Source organism: Stenotrophomonas riyadhensis (genome assembly GCF_040256885.1).
Taxonomy (GTDB): domain Bacteria; phylum Pseudomonadota; class Gammaproteobacteria; order Xanthomonadales; family Xanthomonadaceae; genus Stenotrophomonas; species Stenotrophomonas riyadhensis.
In genome coordinates this window covers 3,877,248-3,893,118 of record NZ_CP155568.1, presented here as the reverse complement: position 1 = coordinate 3,893,118, position 15,871 = coordinate 3,877,248, and the positions used below count along the sequence as shown (strand labels likewise).

The following is a 15,871-nucleotide window of genomic DNA, read 5'->3' as shown; positions in this document are numbered from 1 at the left end:
CGCAGGCGGAGGGCAGGCACCCTACGCCATGAAAAAGTAACAATTGAATCTATTCATGGTGCATTCATTTTGCCGCGCCGGCCTGCTGCGGAACAGCCGGCGCTGGGCGCGGCGTGGCCACATTCGTGCAGCTGTGTATACTATCCCCCAGTATAGTTCCGAGGTGGCCCCGCCATGCCGCACTCCCCCGAAGAGAAGAAGAAGGTCCTGGCCCGCGTGCGCCGCATCCGCGGCCAGTGCGATGCGCTGGACCGCGCGCTGGAAGCCGGTGCCGACTGCGGGCCGGTGCTGCAGCAGATCGCCGCCATCCGTGGCGCGGTCAATGGCCTGATGTCCGAGGTGATGGAGGCCCATCTGCGCGAGGAGTTCGGCCAGCCCGCGGCCTCTGACGAACAACGCGCCGAACGCGTGCGCGACATGAGCGCGTTGATCCGCTCGTACCTGAAATAAACGATGGCGCAACATGGCGCCGCCCATCCTGTCATTGCCTGTTTTTGGAGAAACCACCATGAAGTCCCGTGCCGCCGTCGCCTTTGGTCCCGGTCAGCCGCTGCAGATCGTCGAGATCGACGTCGCCCCGCCGAAGAAGGGCGAAGTGCTGGTGAAGATCACCCATACCGGTGTCTGCCACACCGATGCGTTCACCCTGTCCGGCGATGATCCGGAAGGCCTGTTCCCGGTGGTGCTGGGCCATGAAGGCGCCGGCATCGTGGTGGAAGTGGGCGAGGGCGTGACCAGCGTCAAGCCGGGCGACCACGTGATTCCGCTGTACACCGCCGAGTGCGGCGAATGCCTGTTCTGCAAGAGCGGCAAGACCAACCTGTGCGTGTCGGTGCGTGCCACCCAGGGCAAGGGCGTGATGCCCGACGGCACCAGCCGCTTCAGCTACAACGGCGAGCCGCTGTACCACTACATGGGCTGCTCGACCTTCAGCGAGTACACCGTGGTGGCCGAAGTCTCACTGGCGAAGATCAATCCGGACGCGAACCCGGAGCACGTCTGCCTGCTCGGTTGCGGCGTCACCACCGGCATCGGCGCGGTGCACAACACCGCCAAAGTGCAGGAAGGCGACAGCGTGGCGGTGTTCGGCCTCGGTGGCATCGGCCTGGCGGTGATCCAGGGCGCGCGCCAGGCCAAGGCGGGCCGCATCATCGCGGTGGACACCAATCCGTCCAAGTTCGAGCTGGCCCGCGAATTCGGCGCCACCGACTGCATCAACCCGAAAGACCACGACAAGCCCATCCAGCAGGTCATCGTCGAGATGACCACCTGGGGCGTGGACCACAGCTTCGAATGCATCGGCAACGTCAACGTGATGCGCGCGGCGCTGGAATGCGCGCACCGTGGCTGGGGCCAGAGCGTGGTGATCGGCGTGGCCGGTTCGGGCCAGGAAATCTCCACCCGTCCGTTCCAGCTGGTGACCGGCCGCAAGTGGATGGGCACCGCCTTCGGTGGCGTGAAGGGCCGCAGCCAGCTGCCGGGCATGGTCGAGGACGCGATGAAGGGCGATATCGAACTGGCACCGTTCGTCACCCATACCATGGACCTGGACAAGATCAACGAAGCCTTCGACCTGATGCATGAAGGCAAGTCGATCCGGTCGGTGGTCCATTACTGAGGCGCGGCATGGGCTGGTTCGATGCCCTGCGCAGGCCGCGTGCGGACGATCCGCGCGCGGCTTTGGTCGATCCGATCGAGCAGGCCCTGCGTGCACTGGGCTGGGTCGAGGGTGTGGTCGGGCCGCCTCGCGCGGTGGATTCCGCCTTCGGCATCGACGAGATACCGTTCGAGCACTGGCTGGCGCAGGTGTTCCTGCCGCGCCTGCACGAAGCCCGCGCCGATGGCCAATGGCCACCGCACAGCAACGTGGCGGTGGCGGCGTATCGCAACCTGGACGGCCAGCCCGGTGTCGAGCCCTTGCTGCGCCTGTTGGCACAGCTGGATGAACGGATCAACAAAGGCATCCACGCCGCGCGTGGATAAGCCGACCAAGGTCGGCATCTACCAGAAGCACGCGTGCGCTGACGCGCCGCGCAGGAGAGCACCATGGAGCGTATTGAACACCGGGCCTGTTTTGGCGGCCGGCAGGACGTCTACCGCCATCATTCCAGCACGCTGGGCTGCGACATGCAGTTCGCCGTGTACCTGCCGCCGCAGGCGGAAACGCAGAAGCTGCCGGTGCTGTACTGGCTGAGCGGCCTGACCTGCACCGAGCAGAACTTCATCACCAAGGCCGGCGCGCAGCGCTATGCGGCCGAGCACGGTGTGATCATCGTCGCGCCCGACACCAGCCCGCGCGGTGATGACGTGGCCGATGCCGAGGGCTACGACCTGGGCAAGGGGGCAGGCTTCTACCTCAATGCCACCCGCGCACCGTGGGCGAAGCACTACCGCATGCACGACTATGTGGCGCAGGAACTGCCGGCGCTGATCGAGGCGAACTTCGCGGTGACCGACGCGCGCGCGATCAGTGGCCATTCGATGGGCGGCCATGGCGCGCTGGTGATCGCGCTGCGCAACCCCGGGCGCTACCGCAGCGTGTCGGCGTTTTCGCCGATCGTCGCGCCCAGCCACGTGCCGTGGGGGCAGAAGGCCTTCCATGCCTACCTGGGCGACAACCCGGCCGACTGGGCACAGTGGGATGCCTGCGAGCTGATCGCTGTGGCTGACGAGCGCCTGCCGCTGCTGGTCGACCAGGGCGAGGCGGACGAGTTCCTGCAGACCCAGCTGCAGCCGCAGCGCCTGCAGCAGGCCTGCGATGCGGCCAACCACCCGCTGACCCTGCGCCTGCAGCCGGGCTACGACCATAGCTACTACTTCATCGCCAGCTTCATCGGCGAGCACATCGCCCACCACGCTCGGGCACTGCACGGCTGACGGCTTTCCGGTAGTGCCGGCCGCTGGCCGGCAACCTGCAGCCCAGTGATTCCCCGGGATTGCCGGCCAGCGGCCGGCACTGCCATGGCGGGCACGCGGCGTGTCGTCTTGCCGTAGTGGATCACGCCGCTGTGGCGCGGGCAGGACTATCGTGCGCGCGTACGGCCTTGCGGATCGGGGGATGCATGCCGGTAGTGCTGGCGCTGCTGTATGTGCTGTGCCATGGCCTGGTGCTGACCCTGTGGCCGGGCCCCGCCGGGGTGGGATCGTTCGTGTTCCTCACCGGCGCACCGTTGCTGGCGGCGGGCGCCTGCCTGTGGCGGGCGCGCCGCGACCGGGCGGCCTTGGGCTGGCGCGCCACCGCGCTTGCGCTGCTGCTGTGGGCGGGCGGCATGGCCTCCAACATGGTCGATGCGCTGGGGGCTGGCCGCGCCGATATCACCCCGCAGGCAAGCCTGTTCCTGTACGTGCTGTATGGCGTCCCGCTGGTGTTCATCCTGGCCCGCGCGCGCCGCGAACGAATGAGCATCAGCCTGATCGATGCGGCGATGGCGGCACTGCTGGGCGTGCTGTTCTTCGTACATACGCGGTCGTTCGCCGACCGGGTCGAGATCGATCCCCTGGCGCTGGTCAGCATGCAGCGCATGTTCGATATCCAGAACCTGTGCATCGCCGGGTTCGCGGTGGTGCGCTGGCTGGCCGTTGATGTACCCGAGCGGCGCAGCTTCTTCCGCGCGCTGGCGCTCTACGCGCTGGCTTACCTGCTGGTGGCGTACTACATCAACCATTACACCTCGGAAGATTCCTTTGGCGCCTACAACGATCTGTTGATCGATCTTCCGTTCCTGTTGCTGGCGCTGCTGGCACTGAGCCACACGCCGCTGCCGGCTGCCCTGCCGCATCCGCGGTTGGCACGCACGGTGCAGGCGGCCGGGCCGATGATCCTGCCGTTGCTGCTGCTGGTGGTGGGTACGCTGGTGGTCGACCATGCACGGCCACTGGCGGTCAGTGGGTTCGTGGTGGCCACGCTGGGCTTCGGCGTGCGCAGCATCCTGCTGCAGGTGGACCTGATGGAACGGCAGGCATCGCTGGACCAGCTGGCACGGCAGGATGGCCTGACTGGCGTGGCCAACCGGCGCGAGTTCGATGCACTGCTGCTGGCGGAGTGGAACCGGGCGCGTCGCAGTGGCACCGAGCTGGCGCTGCTGCTGGTCGACATCGATCACTTCAAGGCGTTCAACGACCAGCACGGGCATCCCGCCGGAGATCGCTGCCTGCAGGCCGTGGCCGCGGTGCTGAAGGTCATTGCCGGTCGCGGCGGCGACAGTGTTGCGCGTTACGGCGGCGAAGAATTCGCGGTGATCGTGCCGGCAAGCCCGTTGTCGGGCGTGCTGGCACTGGCCGAACGCCTGCGCGAGGCGGTGGAAGGGCTGCCGCTGCCGGAGGGGCGGGTCAGCATCAGCATTGGCGTGGGCTACCTGCATCCGCCTGCGCTGGCCAGCGCAGGCCAGCTGCTGGCCGATGCCGACGCCGGCCTGTACGCCGCCAAGCGTGCCGGCCGCAACCGGGTGGTACTGCATGCGCAGGTGCTTGACGACGAAGACAGCGCACATGGAACGATCGACTGCTGAATGCCATGCGGCCGCGTCCGCCCGTGGATGGTTCAGCGCTGGCGCAGCCAGCCGGCCGGGTCCAGCAACCTCAGCCCGACCGGTGACAGCGAGCGCTGTCGCAATGGCAGATTCGCCGCGTGGACAGCAAATGCGCAGCGCGCCAGTTGCTGGCGCAACGGTGCCAGCGTGTCATCTTCGCGGGGGCGCGCATGTCGCCACTGGGCAATGCGCAGCAGGCAGACCAGCAGGTCCAGTTCGCTGGCGGCAATGAAGGGAGAGCCTGCGGGCAGCAGGTCGATCGGGGCGGCGGGCGCGGCCAGCAATGGCAGCAGGGCGACGAACGCATCGCAGCCCTCGCGGTCCAGGCCAAGGTGGCTCAAACCCGCCAGCCCTTCGGCCTGCAGCGTAGGATCACGGAGCTGGCGTATCGCGGCGAGCAGTGCCTGCTCGCCTCGACCAAACTGGCGGCCGAATGCCCGGTAGTTGACGCGGGTAGGAAACAAGGGGGAACGGGAGGCCATGGCAGCTAGGGTTGTGGGTCGCGGGTTTCCACCAGCACGGGACAGGGCGCGTGGTCGATGGTCCATTGCCCGATCGAGGGTTCGAACAGGCGTTCCAGGCGGGACAGGTGGCGGTGGCCGATCACGATCAGGTCGCACTTCAGGCGCCGGGCCTGCTCGCTGATCACTTCGCCCGGGTCACCGGAGGGAATCTGCGCGATGGCGTCGACGCCGCGCTCGCGCAGCTCGGCCAGGGCTTCGGCCAGCACCGCTTCGGCCCGCGAGCGCTGGCGGGCGGCTTCCGGGTACTCGATGCGGTCGGCGTCGCTGGCATCGGCCGCCAGCGCGAATTCGGGGTCGAGCACGCACAGCAGGTGCAGGCGGCTGCGGGGGCCGGCAATGGCGGCGGCCAGGTCCAGCACGCGAGCGTGCTGGGGGCCGCCGTCCAGGGCGACCAGCAGGGTAGTGAACATGGATGTCTCCTTGGCAGGCCGGGGATGGTCGCCGATGTCACCGCGCGCACCCATGCCGTGCGCGGCAGTCAATGAATGCGCCAGGCGCAATCCATGGGGGCCACGCGTGCCGTAGAGTCATCCGGATTACTGGAAAATGTTCCACTGGAGACTGCCATGCCCCTGCCGGACCTGAACCTGTTGCTGGCACTGGACGTGCTGATCGACGAATGCAGCGTGGCCGCCGCCGCGCGGCGGATGAACCTGAGCGCGCCGGCGATGAGCCGTACCCTTGGCCGGATCCGCACCGCCCTGGGCGATCCGGTGCTGGTGCGTGCCGGCCGCGGGCTGGCGCCCACGCCGCGTGCGCTGCAGCTGCGTGAGCAGGTCCGCGATGTGATCGAGCAGGCCCATCGTGTGTTCAACGCCGGTCGCGAGATCGACCTGCGCACCCTGGAGCGCACCTTCAATGTCCGCGCCAATGATGTCTTCATCGGTGGATTCGGCGGACGCCTGCGTGAACTGTTCCGCCAGCAGGCGCCGCGCGCGGTGCTGCGCTTCGTGCCCGAGGGCGATACCGACGACGATGCGATGGCGCAGGGCCGGATCGACCTGTACATCAGCACCGCCGGCAAGCATGCACCCGATACCAAGGTGCAGAACCTGTTCAGTACCTCGTTCATGGGCGCCGCGCGCGAGGACCATCCGCTGTTCGATGAGGAGATCAGCGCCGAGCGTTTTGCTGCCTGCGATCACATCGCGGTGTCGCGGCGGGGGCTGCCGCGTGGCCCGATCGATGACGACCTGGCCACGCTGGGCCTGCAGCGGCGGGTGGCGCTGATCAGCCCGACCTTCCACGGCGCGATCTTCGCTGCGGCCGAGTCGGACCTGATCCTGCCGCAGATGCCGAGCGTGATGCTGGAGCGGATCGTCAGCATGCGCCTGCCGCTGCGCCTGTTCCCGCTGCCGATCCCGGTGCGCACCGCCGCCATCGTGCAGGCCTGGCACCCGCGGCTGGACAACGATGCTGCGCACCAGTGGCTGCGCCGCTCGATCAAGACCATGTGCGAGCGTGTCGAGGACACCCACCGGTGACACCTGCAGGCGTGCGCGCGGCGCACGCCTGGGATGCCGATGGCACCATTTTTCGCAGGGTACCGGCTCCCTAGACTGCGCTCCCCGGAGTTTCACTGAGCGCATTCCAATGACCCCCAACATGCCGTGCACTGCACGGATTGGTGCCCGGCGATGAATACGCCGGCCGCCGCTGTCCCGGCCGCTGCAGCGCCCCGTCCTGCCGCCGCCCCCGGGCTCGACCGCCGCGTCCTGGTCGGCCTGTGTGGCGTGCTGCTGGCGGTGCTGGTGTCGGGCTTCAACGAGAACATCACCAAGGTCGCCCTGGCCGACATCCGCGGTGCGATGGGTTTCAGCGTCGACGACGGCAGCTGGATCGTCGCCCTCTACAGCGCGATGTCGGTCAGCGCGATGGCCTTCGCCCCGTGGTGTGCCGCCACCTTCTCGCTGCGCCGTTTCGCGCTGGCGATGATCGGTGGCTTCATGGTGCTGGGCGTGCTCTGCCCGCTTGCCCCGAACCTGCAGGTGTTCCTGCTGCTGCGCGCGCTGCAGGGCCTGTGCGGTGGTGCGCTGCCGCCGCTGCTGATGAGCGTGGCGCTGCGCTTCCTGCCGCCGGGCATCAAGCTGTATGGCCTGGCGGGTTACGCGTTGACCGCTACCTTCGGCCCGAGCATGGGCACGCCGCTGGCCGCGTTCTGGGTCGAGCAGGTGGGCTGGCACTGGGCGTTCTGGCAGATCGTGCCGTACTGCCTGGCGGCCATGGCGATGGTCAGCTGGGGCCTGCCGCAGGACCCGCTGCGGCTGGAGCGTTTTGCCCAGTTCGATGGTGTGGGCCTGGCGCTGGGCCTGCCGGCGCTGGTGCTGCTGGTGCTGGGCCTGGTGCAGGGCCCGCGCCTGAACTGGTTCGACTCGCCGATGATCACCCTGATGATCGGTGGCGGCGCCGGCCTGATGGTGCTGTTCATGATCAATGAATGGTTCCACCCGCTGCCGTTCTTCAAGCTGCAGCTGCTGGCCAACCGCAACCTCAGCTACTCGCTGGTGACCCTGGGCGGCGTGCTGTTCGTGCTGCTGGCGGTGATCTCGATTCCCTCCGGATTCCTGGCCAGCGTGCAGGGCTACCGGCCATTGCAGACCGCACCGATGCTGCTGTGGGTGGCGCTGCCACAGGTGATCGCACTGCCGTTGGTGGCGGCGTTGTTGAACATCCGCGCAGTGGATTGCCGCTGGGTGCAGGCCACCGGCCTGGCGATGCTGGCGCTGGCCTGCTGGCTGGGCTCGCACCTGGATGTGGCCTGGATCCGCGACAACTTCCTGTGGGTACAGCTGCTGCAGGTATTCGCCCAGCCGATGGCGGTGTTGCCGCTGCTGATGCTGGCCACTGGCGGGCTGGCACCGCAGGACGGTCCGTTCGCCTCGGCGTGGTTCAACACGGTCAAGGGCTTTGCTGCCGTGCTCGCCAGCGGCGTGCTGGATGCCGTCGCCCAGGGCCGCCGTCATTTCCATTCCACCGTGCTGGTCGACCGCCTTGGCGAGCAGCCGTGGCTGGCCGAGGGCCCGCAGCTGGGCGCGCGCCTGCATGCGCAGGTGCAGGCGCTGACCTCGGCCGACCTGTACTGGGTGGTCGCGCTGGTGGCGCTGGCCTTCATTCCCCTCATTGCCTGGATGCCCACCCGCATCCATCCGCCACGTGCCGTGGCCTGAACCTTTCGCAGGAACCCCCTCATGACGATCAATCGAACCACTCTCAATACCGGCCTGGGCCTGGGCGTGCTGGCCCTGGCCATCGGTGCCTGGCTGCTGCTGCGCGACGGCGGTCACCAGACCACCAACAATGCCTATGTCGTTGCCGACTACACGCTGGTCGCGCCGAAGATTCCCGGCTTCGTCAGTGCCGTGGAAGTAGAGGACAACCAGTCGGTGAAGGCCGGCGACGTGCTTGCCCGCATCGACGACCGCGACTACCAGGTGGCCCTGCAGGCGGCCCGTGCCGACCTCGCCAACGCCCGTGCACAGCTGGCCAACGCGCAGGCCGCACTGGCCCAGCAGGACTCGCTGATTGAACAGGCCAGGGCCAGTGTCGATGTCAGCCGCTCCGAACTGACCCTGGCCAGCGCCGACCAGCAGCGTTACCGCGAACTGGCCCGTGATGGCGCCGGCACCGTGCAGAACGCCCAGCAGGCGCAGTCGAAGCAGGCCGTGGCCAGTGCGCATCTGCAGCAGGGCCAGGCCGCGCTGTCGACCGCACGCCAGCGCACCGACATCCTCAGCGCTGGCGTGCAGGCCGCGCAGGCGGCGGTGCAGCGTGCAGAAGCGGCGCAGGCGCGCGCCGAACTGGACCTGTCGCACACCGTGCTGCGCGCGCCGATTGACGGCATGGTCGGCCGCCGCGCTGTGCGCGTGGGAGCCTACCTGACCCCGGGTACGCCGGTGGCTGCGGTGGTACCGCTGAAGCGCGCCTTCGTGGTCGCCAACTTCCAGGAAACGCAGATGACCCGCATGCAGGCCGGCCAGCAGGTCGAGCTGAAGGTGGACGTGTTCCCGGGCAAGCCGCTGCGCGGGCACATCGACAGCATCGCACCGGCCACCGGCGTCACCTTCGCCGCCGTCGCACCGGAAAACGCCACCGGCAACTTCACCAAGGTGGTGCAGCGCATTCCGGTCAAGATCGTGCTGGAACCCGGCCAGCCACTGCTGGACCAGCTGCGTGCCGGCATGTCGGTGGAAGCCAGTGTTGACCTGGGCAGCCGCGCCCGCGCGCAGAGCGTGCAGCACAGTCCGGGCCACAAGAGCGGGGAGGGTGCATGAGCGCAGCCACCGTGTTCCGCACCTTCGTTGCGGCCACCCTGTGCACGGCCCTGGCTGCCTGCACGATGGGTCCGGACTTCGTACGCCCGCAGGCGGAACTGCCCAGCCACTGGCAGGGTGAGGCGGTCGCTGGCAACGCCATCGACCAGGACGCGGCCTGGTGGGCCGGCTTCGACGATCCACTGCTGGGGCAGCTTGCCGGCCAGGTGCTCGCGGCCAACCTGGACCTGCAGCTGGCGGCCAACCGCGTGCAGCAGAGCCGCGCCGCACGTGGCTTCACCGCCGCCGATCGCCTGCCCAGCGTCAGCGCGAGCGCCAGTGGCGTGCGTGCACGCAACAGCGAGGTGGGCCTGAATGATCCGTCCGGCAACGGCGGCCGTGATGACTACGGGCTGTTCCAGGCCGGCATCGGCCTGAGCTGGGAACTGGACCTGTGGGGGCGTGTGCGCCGCCAGGTGGAAGCGGCCGACGCACGCGTGCAGATGGCGGAGGAGGATGCACACGCGGTGCGCATCGCGCTGCTGGCGGAAACCGCTCGTGATTACCTGCAGCTGCGCGCGACGCGGCAGCTGCTGGCGATCACCGAGGACAACCTCAGCATCGCCCTCGACATGAAGCGCCTGACCGAGGCACGCCAGCAGCAGGGCGTGGCCAGCACGCTGCAGGTGTCCAGCGCGTCCGCGCAGGTGGCATCGCTGCAGGCCCGCATCGCGCCGCTGCGGCATCGTGAATCGCAACTGCGCAATGCGCTGGCGTTCCTGCTGGCGCAGCCGCCGCAGGCGCTGGACGCGCAGCTGCAGGATGCACGCCGTGACTGGCCGGCGTTGCCGGCGGTGGCGGTGGGGCTGCCCAGTGAACTGGCCGAGCGTCGCCCGGACATCCGTCGTGCCGAAGCGGCACTGCATGCGGCAACCGCCGGCATCGGCGTGGCCAAGGCCAGTTTCCTGCCGCGCATCACCTTGAATGGCGACGCTGGTTTCCAGGCCAAGCAGCTGGATGATCTGGATGGCTGGAACGCGCACCGCTTCAGCATCGGGCCGTCGATCAGCGTGCCGATCTTCCAGGGCGGGCGGCTGAAGGCCAACCTGGCGCTGAGCAGGCTGCAGCAGCAACAGTCGGCGCTGCAGTTCCGCCGTACCGTGCTGCAGGCCTGGCATGAAGTGGACGACGCCATCGATGGCTATGCCGCCGAGCAGCAGCGCACGGTGCAGCTGCATGTGGCGGTGGACGAGAGCGAGAGCGCACTGGGCGCGGCGCGCCGGCAGTACCAGGCTGGCGTGGTCGACATGCTGGATGTGCTGACCACCCAGCGCATCGCGCTGGACAACCAGGCCGCGCTGGCCAACAGCCAGGCCACGGCTGCGATCGCGCGGGTGGAGCTGTACCGCGCGCTGGGCGGTGGCTGGTAGGGAAATGGAAACGCCGGGCCACGCCCGGCGGCTCGTCTGTAGTTGCCAACCTTGGTTGGCGATTTTCCCGGAAGCGCCAACCAAGGTTGGCGTCTACCAGAGCACGGCCTTGCGCGGCGGCTGGTAGGAAATCGTCGGGGTAGTGCCGGCCGCTGGCCGGCAGCGATAACATCCATGGAGGTGCCGGCCAGCGGCCGGCACTACCAGGGCATGGCCTCAGCGCACGTCGCGCAGCTCCCAGTGGCTGCCGGCCAGCAGGCGCAGGCGCTGCTTGAACACATCGCTGTCGATGCGCGTGGTGGCCACCAGGTTGATGCGCAGGTCCTTCTGCTCGCCGGTCACGGTGGCATCCGGGTCGGTCACGCCCCACTGCGGTTCCACCGCGTCCGGGTCAGGCTGCTTGGCCTTCCAGCGCTCGAACAGCGTGCCGCTGCGCAGGGCGTCCTGCAGCTCTTCGGCGAAACCGGCGGCGCCCTGCGAATGGAAGGACAGGTCAGGATCGTTGCCGCGGGCCTTGGACGGGTCGGGCAGGCTGATGTGGTACTGCGCAGGCATGGAGTTCTCCTTGAAGTGCGGGAAGACTGGCACAACCGCGGTGGAATCGATGTGCAGATCCGCGCCGCGCTGGGGCCTCACTCGAACCGATGCGGCCCATCGGCGAAGCCCACGGTGACCGCGCCCTTGCCGACGTTGACCATGCCGGTCAGGCTCATCACCGATTCGTACACGGTCACGCCATGGCTGGCGCAGACCTCCTTCAACTGGGCGTAGCCGGGAAGGCTGCGCAATTCGTCCAGCTCACCGCCGTAGCTGACGCAGACCGTCGGCGTCATCAGCCCGGCACGCACGCGCTGGCCGACCACCGAAAACAGTTTCTGCACGGCGTTGTCGAAACCCTTGATCTTGGCCACCGGTCCGGTCTCGCCCCGGTACCCATGCAGCACCGGCTTGATGTCCAGGGCACTGCCCAGCGCGGCGCTGAGCAGGCCGACGCTGCGGTCGCCCTTGTGCCGTGCACGCGCGCGCATGTAGTACAGGTCGCGGGTGACCATGTAGCCGTGCACGTTGCTGGCCAGTTCTTCCAGCCGTTCGCGGATCTGCTGCACGCTGGCATTGCTGTCGCGCAGGCGTACCGCTTCCACCGCGGTTACCGCCTGCGCGGCGAACAGGTTCTGGGTGTCGAGCACGCGCAGCGCGAATGGCGAGTTGTAGCCCGCCGCCTGCCGAACCGGCTTGTAGTCGTTGAGGATGGCGAAGCTGGCCTGCAGCGCGTTGTCATGGATCGGGCTGCGGGTCTTGGTGATGGTCATGCAGAACACGTGGTCGTAATCGATCACCAGCTGCTGCAGGAACAGGTCGCGGATCTGGTTGACGCTGAAGGGGATGGTCTCCGCTTCAGCGCCGTGCTCGGCCACGTGCGCGTGCAGGAAGCTGAGGGTAGCCTGCTCATCGCGGTGATCGGCGAGCACGGCTTCGCCGATGCGTACGGTGATCGGCAGCAGCACGATGTTGTGCTCGGCGATGAAGTCCTGTGGCAGGTCGCAGGCCGAGTCGACGACGATTCCGATGCGCATCCGCGGCTCCCCCTCCAGGGCGGTTGTAGGTTCGGAAACGTGAAATCTATCTCAAAACCCGGCGTGGCGCGCGAGGGAAACGCGCCACGCCCTGTTCAGCGATTGCGCTGCACCGCCACTGGCAGGGTGGCCAGCCGTTGCCATTCGGGCTGCTGCAGCAGGTCAGGATCGGCCAGAACGGCAGCCATCAGCGGGTGCGCATCGTTGCCCCAGAACAGTTCATCGTCGATCGCCAGGGTCGGCACACCGAACACGCCGGCGCTGATCGCGGCCTCGGTGTTGCGGCGCAGCTGCTCCTTCACCGCCGGGTCGGCGATGGCGCTGGCGACATCCTCGATACCCAGCTGCGCAGCAGGTTCGCGCAGGGCTTCAGGGCTGTCGGCCGCGTTGCCGTCGCGCCAGATCCAGTCGAACAGGACGTCCACCGCCTGCACGCTGGCGCCGGCGGCCAGGCACAGGCGCAGGGCGGACAACGGGTTGAACGGATGGCCCGGTGGGAACCGCAGCGGTGTGCCCTCGGCCTGTGCGGTCCACAGCAGCTGGCGGTAGATGAAGCGGCGCTTGGCCGGGATCTCGGCTGGCCCCAGGTTGCCCAGGTGGTGCAGCACCGCACCGAAGGCGATCGGTACGGTCTGGATCTGCGCGAACTGCGGCAGCCGCTTCAGCTTCTGCCAGTGCAGGTAGGAGTACGGAGAGATGAAGTCGAAGTACCAGCGCAGCGTCGCCATCGGTGTGTCCTCGTGTGCGGTCAGGGCTGCGCGTTGCGCTGCAGGTAGCGGTCACGCAGTTCGGTCTGGCGCGAGCGCATCGGCATCGCACGGCCGCCCAGCCAGACCTGCTCGGCATAGTGCACCACGTCCAGCGGATCGCCCTCCCACAGCACCAGGTCGGCGCGCTTGCCCGGCTCGATGCTGCCGATCTGGTCGGCCACCCCGAATGCCTGTGCAGGCACCCGGGTCAGCCCAGCCAGGCCATCGGCCCACGGCAGACCGTTGGCCACCGCGTTGCCGGCCAGCTGGCGCATCTTGCGCGCGTTGTGGGTGGCGTCACCGCGCTGCACGAAGGAAACCGCCACGCCGGCACGCTGCAGGCGCGCGGCGTTTTCCAGGGTGGCGCCGAGCTGGTCGAAGCTCGCCGGCAGGTTGGCCAGCACGTCGACGAACACCGGCACGTGCGCGGCGGCCAGCTCCGGAGCCACCTGCCAGGCTTCGCTGGCACCGGCGATGGCGATCTTCACCTTTTCGCGGGTGGCCCAGCGCAGCAGCTGGCGGATGTCGGCGGCGCGATCCACCTCCACCACGATGCGGCCCTGGCCGGCCAGGTAGCGACTGAGTGTGCGGCGTCCAGCCGGCGTCAGCAGCGCGTGCGGCGAGTCCGCAGCCACCTGGCCGCGTGCTTCGTCGATCATCTGCTGCAACAGCATCCATTGCGCGGCGCGCGAATGCCCGGTCAGTTCGGAGGCTGCCGCGCCGATGCGCAGGAACAGGGCACGCGGGCCGATCGGATCGGTGCTGCCATCGAGCCGCATCACGCCGCCCTGGCCGGCGACGAAACCACCGCCGGTGGCAGCGCCCAGCGCAGTGAAGCCGATGCCTTCCAGGCGCGTGACCGGAATCAGCACCGAGGCCGGGTTGTAGGCGAGCGTGACGTCGAATTCCGGGCGCAGCGGCTGCTCACCGAGCTTCAACGAACTGTCCACCGTGCTTGATTCACCCGAGACCTCTTCGATACCGGTTTCGGTGATGCCACCAAACAGCGCCGGTGTCAGGGGACGGCCATTGGCCTCGACCACGCTGGCGCCGGCCGGCGCCGACAGACCATTGCCCACCGCACGGATGATGCCGCCCTGCACCAGCACGTCCGCGTTCTGCAGGCTACCACGTGCGCTGGCGGTGTGCACCGTAGCGTTGCGCACCAGCAGGTCCTGTGCCTGTGCGGATGTGGAGATGCAGGCCAGCACGACGGCAGTAGCGCCGAGCCATGCTCGGCTGCCCTTCGCGGCAGACTGCGCCAATTGCTTGAGCACCACCATCAGCGCACCTCCTGGCCAAGCTGGAAATCGGAACGCGGCGTCGCTGCCGGTGCACTGCGGTCGTACAACCTGCGGCCATCAATGAAGACCTGCTCGGCCAGCGCATACGAACTGAAGGGATTGCCGTTCCAGACCACCACATCGGCCATCTTGCCGGCCTCCAGGGTGCCGGTCTGGCCCTCGATGCCCAGCGCCTTGGCGGCGTTGGCGGTCATCCAGGTGATGGCGTGCTCGGGCGTGATCTCCGGCATGCGCGCGCGGCGCGCGGACGCCATCACCTTGGCCGCTTCCTGGTTCAGGCGCTGGATGCCCTCGGGTGAATCGGAGTGGACGATGGCGCAGCTGTTCTTCGGCCGGTCGACCAGCGCGATGTTCTCCGGGATGCCGTCGAAGGCTTCCATCTTGAAGCCCCACCAGTCGGCCCACAGCGCACCGCAGACGCCGTCGGCGGCCAGCCGGTCGGCCAGCTTGTAGGCCTCCACGCCGTGGTGGAACGCAGCGACCTTGAAACCGAACTCCTTGGCCAGGTCGAGCATGGTGGCCATCTCGTCGGCGCGGTAGCAGTGGATGTGCACGCGGATGTCGCCTTCGATCGCGCCGGCCAGCGTGTCCAGCTTGAGATCGCGCTTGCCGCCGGCATCACCGGCGCTGTCACCCTTGTCACTGCCGAACCAGCCCTTGCGCTTGGCTGGCTTCGGCTTGTTCTTGGCGATGTAGTCGGCGGCATCGATGAAGGCGGCGCGGTAGCCGGCCACGTTGCCCATGCGCGTGGCGGGTGCAACGCCCTTGCCTTCGCCATAGACGCGCTTGGGGTTCTCGCCGCAGGCCATTTTCAGGCCCCACGGTGCACCGGGGAACTTCATCGCCTGGTAGGTCACCGCGGGTACGTTCTTGAGGGTCACGCCGCGGCCACCCACCAGGTTGGCCGAGCCCGGCAGCACCTGCATGCTGGTCACGCCGCCGGCCAGCGCGGTGGCGAAGCCCGGGTCCTGCGGCCACACCGAGTGCTCGGCCCAGACGTTGGCGGTGACCGGTGCGGTCATCTCATTGCCATCGCTGTGCGCGCCAACGCCGGGGCTGGGGTACACGCCCAGGTGCGAGTGCACGTCGATCAGGCCCGGCGTGACCCACTTGCCCTGCGCATCGATGCGGGTGACACCGGCGTCGGTCTGCAGCTGGCGGCCGACGGCGACGATGCGACCGTCGCGCAGCAGCACGTCGGCATTGTCCAGGCGCTGGCCGGTGCCGGTCAGCACGGTGGCGTTCTGGATCAGCACCGGCGCATCGGGATGCGCCTGGTAGGTGCTTGGGTAGGGATCGGCGACGAAGCGCGAGGCGCCCACCGCCGGTGCCGTGCTCAATGAAAGCAGCGCCAGTGCCACCCCGGCGCGCAACAACGTCGATGCCATGCAGTTCCCCTTGCAGCGTGATCCAGCCGCCGACGCTAGCCCGGAGGCGGCGGGCTTGCCAAGTGACCTTCTTCACAGGCCTGCCGACGGTGGCTCGACGGCACCGGCCGGGTGGCTGAAAAT

16 protein-coding genes are annotated in these 15,871 nt (G+C 68.3%); 9 read left to right on the top strand and 7 right to left on the bottom strand.

Annotated elements, in window-relative coordinates; all coding sequences use genetic code 11:
- The first annotated feature begins 174 nt into the window (after positions 1–174).
- From frmR to SriyCCGPB3_RS17955, 5 genes are all read left to right on the top strand, one after another.
- Positions 175–450, top strand: a complete 276-nt coding sequence (gene frmR, locus SriyCCGPB3_RS17975) for a formaldehyde-responsive transcriptional repressor FrmR (RefSeq protein WP_005411009.1) — start codon at positions 175–177, stop codon at positions 448–450.
- A 58-nt stretch (positions 451–508) separates the two neighbouring features.
- Positions 509–1,618, top strand: a complete 1,110-nt coding sequence (locus tag SriyCCGPB3_RS17970; protein WP_110713638.1) for an S-(hydroxymethyl)glutathione dehydrogenase/class III alcohol dehydrogenase — start codon at positions 509–511, stop codon at positions 1,616–1,618.
- Positions 1,619–1,626: 8 nt separating this feature from the next.
- Positions 1,627–1,983 carry a YqcC family protein gene (locus SriyCCGPB3_RS17965; protein WP_164162273.1) on the top strand — a complete coding sequence of 119 codons (357 nt, stop codon included), beginning with the start codon at positions 1,627–1,629 and terminating at the stop codon, positions 1,981–1,983.
- Positions 1,984–2,046: 63 nt separating this feature from the next.
- On the top strand, positions 2,047–2,877 hold the full coding sequence (fghA, locus tag SriyCCGPB3_RS17960; protein ID WP_164162272.1) for an S-formylglutathione hydrolase: 831 nt from the start codon (positions 2,047–2,049) through the stop codon (positions 2,875–2,877).
- Between the two features lie 185 nt (positions 2,878–3,062).
- Positions 3,063–4,508 (top strand): GGDEF domain-containing protein, encoded by a 1,446-nt coding sequence (locus SriyCCGPB3_RS17955; RefSeq protein ID WP_180860680.1) that lies wholly within the window; start codon positions 3,063–3,065, stop codon positions 4,506–4,508.
- A 32-nt stretch (positions 4,509–4,540) separates the two neighbouring features.
- Here SriyCCGPB3_RS17955 and SriyCCGPB3_RS17950 read toward each other — a convergent pair whose 3' ends face one another.
- The gene (locus tag SriyCCGPB3_RS17950; RefSeq protein ID WP_110713630.1) at positions 4,541–5,011 is read right to left on the bottom strand and encodes a hypothetical protein; all 471 of its coding nucleotides are present in this window, start codon (positions 5,009–5,011) and stop codon (positions 4,541–4,543) included.
- Between the two features lie 5 nt (positions 5,012–5,016).
- Entirely contained in the window at positions 5,017–5,463 is a 447-nt protein-coding gene (locus SriyCCGPB3_RS17945) for a universal stress protein (protein WP_088027082.1), read from the bottom strand.
- A gap of 156 nt (positions 5,464–5,619) precedes the next feature.
- Between SriyCCGPB3_RS17945 and SriyCCGPB3_RS17940 the strand changes: the two genes are divergently transcribed.
- The 4 genes from SriyCCGPB3_RS17940 to SriyCCGPB3_RS17925 all read left to right on the top strand — a co-directional run bounded on the left by SriyCCGPB3_RS17940 (position 5,620) and on the right by SriyCCGPB3_RS17925 (position 10,733).
- Positions 5,620–6,537, top strand: coding sequence for a LysR family transcriptional regulator (locus SriyCCGPB3_RS17940; RefSeq protein WP_110713629.1), 918 nt, complete (start codon positions 5,620–5,622; stop codon positions 6,535–6,537).
- A gap of 153 nt (positions 6,538–6,690) precedes the next feature.
- Positions 6,691–8,220: an MFS transporter gene (locus SriyCCGPB3_RS17935; protein ID WP_110713627.1), complete on the top strand. Its 1,530-nt coding sequence runs from the start codon at positions 6,691–6,693 to the stop codon at positions 8,218–8,220.
- Positions 8,221–8,241: 21 nt separating this feature from the next.
- Positions 8,242–9,324 carry an HlyD family secretion protein gene (locus SriyCCGPB3_RS17930; RefSeq protein WP_006384446.1) on the top strand — a complete coding sequence of 361 codons (1,083 nt, stop codon included), beginning with the start codon at positions 8,242–8,244 and terminating at the stop codon, positions 9,322–9,324.
- Positions 9,321–10,733 carry an efflux transporter outer membrane subunit gene (locus tag SriyCCGPB3_RS17925; protein WP_350259585.1) on the top strand — a complete coding sequence of 471 codons (1,413 nt, stop codon included), beginning with the start codon at positions 9,321–9,323 and terminating at the stop codon, positions 10,731–10,733. Before SriyCCGPB3_RS17930 ends, SriyCCGPB3_RS17925 begins: the two co-directional genes overlap by 4 nt.
- Before the next feature lie 216 nt (positions 10,734–10,949).
- Here SriyCCGPB3_RS17925 and SriyCCGPB3_RS17920 read toward each other — a convergent pair whose 3' ends face one another.
- The 5 genes from SriyCCGPB3_RS17920 to SriyCCGPB3_RS17900 form a co-directional block, all read right to left on the bottom strand.
- Entirely contained in the window at positions 10,950–11,288 is a 339-nt protein-coding gene (locus tag SriyCCGPB3_RS17920) for a hypothetical protein (RefSeq protein WP_005414449.1), read from the bottom strand.
- A gap of 77 nt (positions 11,289–11,365) precedes the next feature.
- Complete coding sequence (locus tag SriyCCGPB3_RS17915; protein ID WP_164162269.1) at positions 11,366–12,307, bottom strand: DegV family protein; 942 nt, start codon at positions 12,305–12,307, stop codon at positions 11,366–11,368.
- A 95-nt stretch (positions 12,308–12,402) separates the two neighbouring features.
- A complete protein-coding gene (locus SriyCCGPB3_RS17910) occupies positions 12,403–13,035 on the bottom strand; it encodes a 2-hydroxychromene-2-carboxylate isomerase (protein WP_164162268.1) in 633 nt (210 codons plus the stop codon).
- Between the two features lie 20 nt (positions 13,036–13,055).
- Positions 13,056–14,339 (bottom strand): amidohydrolase family protein, encoded by a 1,284-nt coding sequence (locus SriyCCGPB3_RS17905; RefSeq protein ID WP_153854493.1) that lies wholly within the window; start codon positions 14,337–14,339, stop codon positions 13,056–13,058.
- Positions 14,339–15,748: an amidohydrolase gene (locus SriyCCGPB3_RS17900; RefSeq protein WP_153854492.1), complete on the bottom strand. Its 1,410-nt coding sequence runs from the start codon at positions 15,746–15,748 to the stop codon at positions 14,339–14,341. The genes SriyCCGPB3_RS17905 and SriyCCGPB3_RS17900 overlap by 1 nt, the downstream gene beginning before the upstream one ends.
- Between the last annotated feature and the right edge of the window lie 123 nt (positions 15,749–15,871).

What these genes read in the sequence shown, in the direction of transcription:
- SriyCCGPB3_RS17930 (WP_006384446.1), top strand. Translation starts at nt 8,242, where the DNA reads ATGACGATCAATCGAACCACTCTCAATACCGGCCTGGGCCTGGGCGTG.
- SriyCCGPB3_RS17905 (WP_153854493.1), bottom strand. Translation starts at nt 14,339, where the DNA reads ATGGTGGTGCTCAAGCAATTGGCGCAGTCTGCCGCGAAGGGCAGCCGA.
- SriyCCGPB3_RS17945 (WP_088027082.1), bottom strand. Translation starts at nt 5,463, where the DNA reads ATGTTCACTACCCTGCTGGTCGCCCTGGACGGCGGCCCCCAGCACGCT.
- SriyCCGPB3_RS17970 (WP_110713638.1), top strand. Translation starts at nt 509, where the DNA reads ATGAAGTCCCGTGCCGCCGTCGCCTTTGGTCCCGGTCAGCCGCTGCAG.
- SriyCCGPB3_RS17910 (WP_164162268.1), bottom strand. Translation starts at nt 13,035, where the DNA reads ATGGCGACGCTGCGCTGGTACTTCGACTTCATCTCTCCGTACTCCTAC.
- SriyCCGPB3_RS17955 (WP_180860680.1), top strand. Translation starts at nt 3,063, where the DNA reads ATGCCGGTAGTGCTGGCGCTGCTGTATGTGCTGTGCCATGGCCTGGTG.
- SriyCCGPB3_RS17920 (WP_005414449.1), bottom strand. Translation starts at nt 11,288, where the DNA reads ATGCCTGCGCAGTACCACATCAGCCTGCCCGACCCGTCCAAGGCCCGC.
- SriyCCGPB3_RS17915 (WP_164162269.1), bottom strand. Translation starts at nt 12,307, where the DNA reads ATGCGCATCGGAATCGTCGTCGACTCGGCCTGCGACCTGCCACAGGAC.
- SriyCCGPB3_RS17965 (WP_164162273.1), top strand. Translation starts at nt 1,627, where the DNA reads ATGGGCTGGTTCGATGCCCTGCGCAGGCCGCGTGCGGACGATCCGCGC.
- frmR (WP_005411009.1), top strand. Translation starts at nt 175, where the DNA reads ATGCCGCACTCCCCCGAAGAGAAGAAGAAGGTCCTGGCCCGCGTGCGC.
- SriyCCGPB3_RS17935 (WP_110713627.1), top strand. Translation starts at nt 6,691, where the DNA reads ATGAATACGCCGGCCGCCGCTGTCCCGGCCGCTGCAGCGCCCCGTCCT.
- fghA (WP_164162272.1), top strand. Translation starts at nt 2,047, where the DNA reads ATGGAGCGTATTGAACACCGGGCCTGTTTTGGCGGCCGGCAGGACGTC.
- SriyCCGPB3_RS17925 (WP_350259585.1), top strand. Translation starts at nt 9,321, where the DNA reads ATGAGCGCAGCCACCGTGTTCCGCACCTTCGTTGCGGCCACCCTGTGC.
- SriyCCGPB3_RS17900 (WP_153854492.1), bottom strand. Translation starts at nt 15,748, where the DNA reads ATGGCATCGACGTTGTTGCGCGCCGGGGTGGCACTGGCGCTGCTTTCA.
- SriyCCGPB3_RS17940 (WP_110713629.1), top strand. Translation starts at nt 5,620, where the DNA reads ATGCCCCTGCCGGACCTGAACCTGTTGCTGGCACTGGACGTGCTGATC.
- SriyCCGPB3_RS17950 (WP_110713630.1), bottom strand. Translation starts at nt 5,011, where the DNA reads ATGGCCTCCCGTTCCCCCTTGTTTCCTACCCGCGTCAACTACCGGGCA.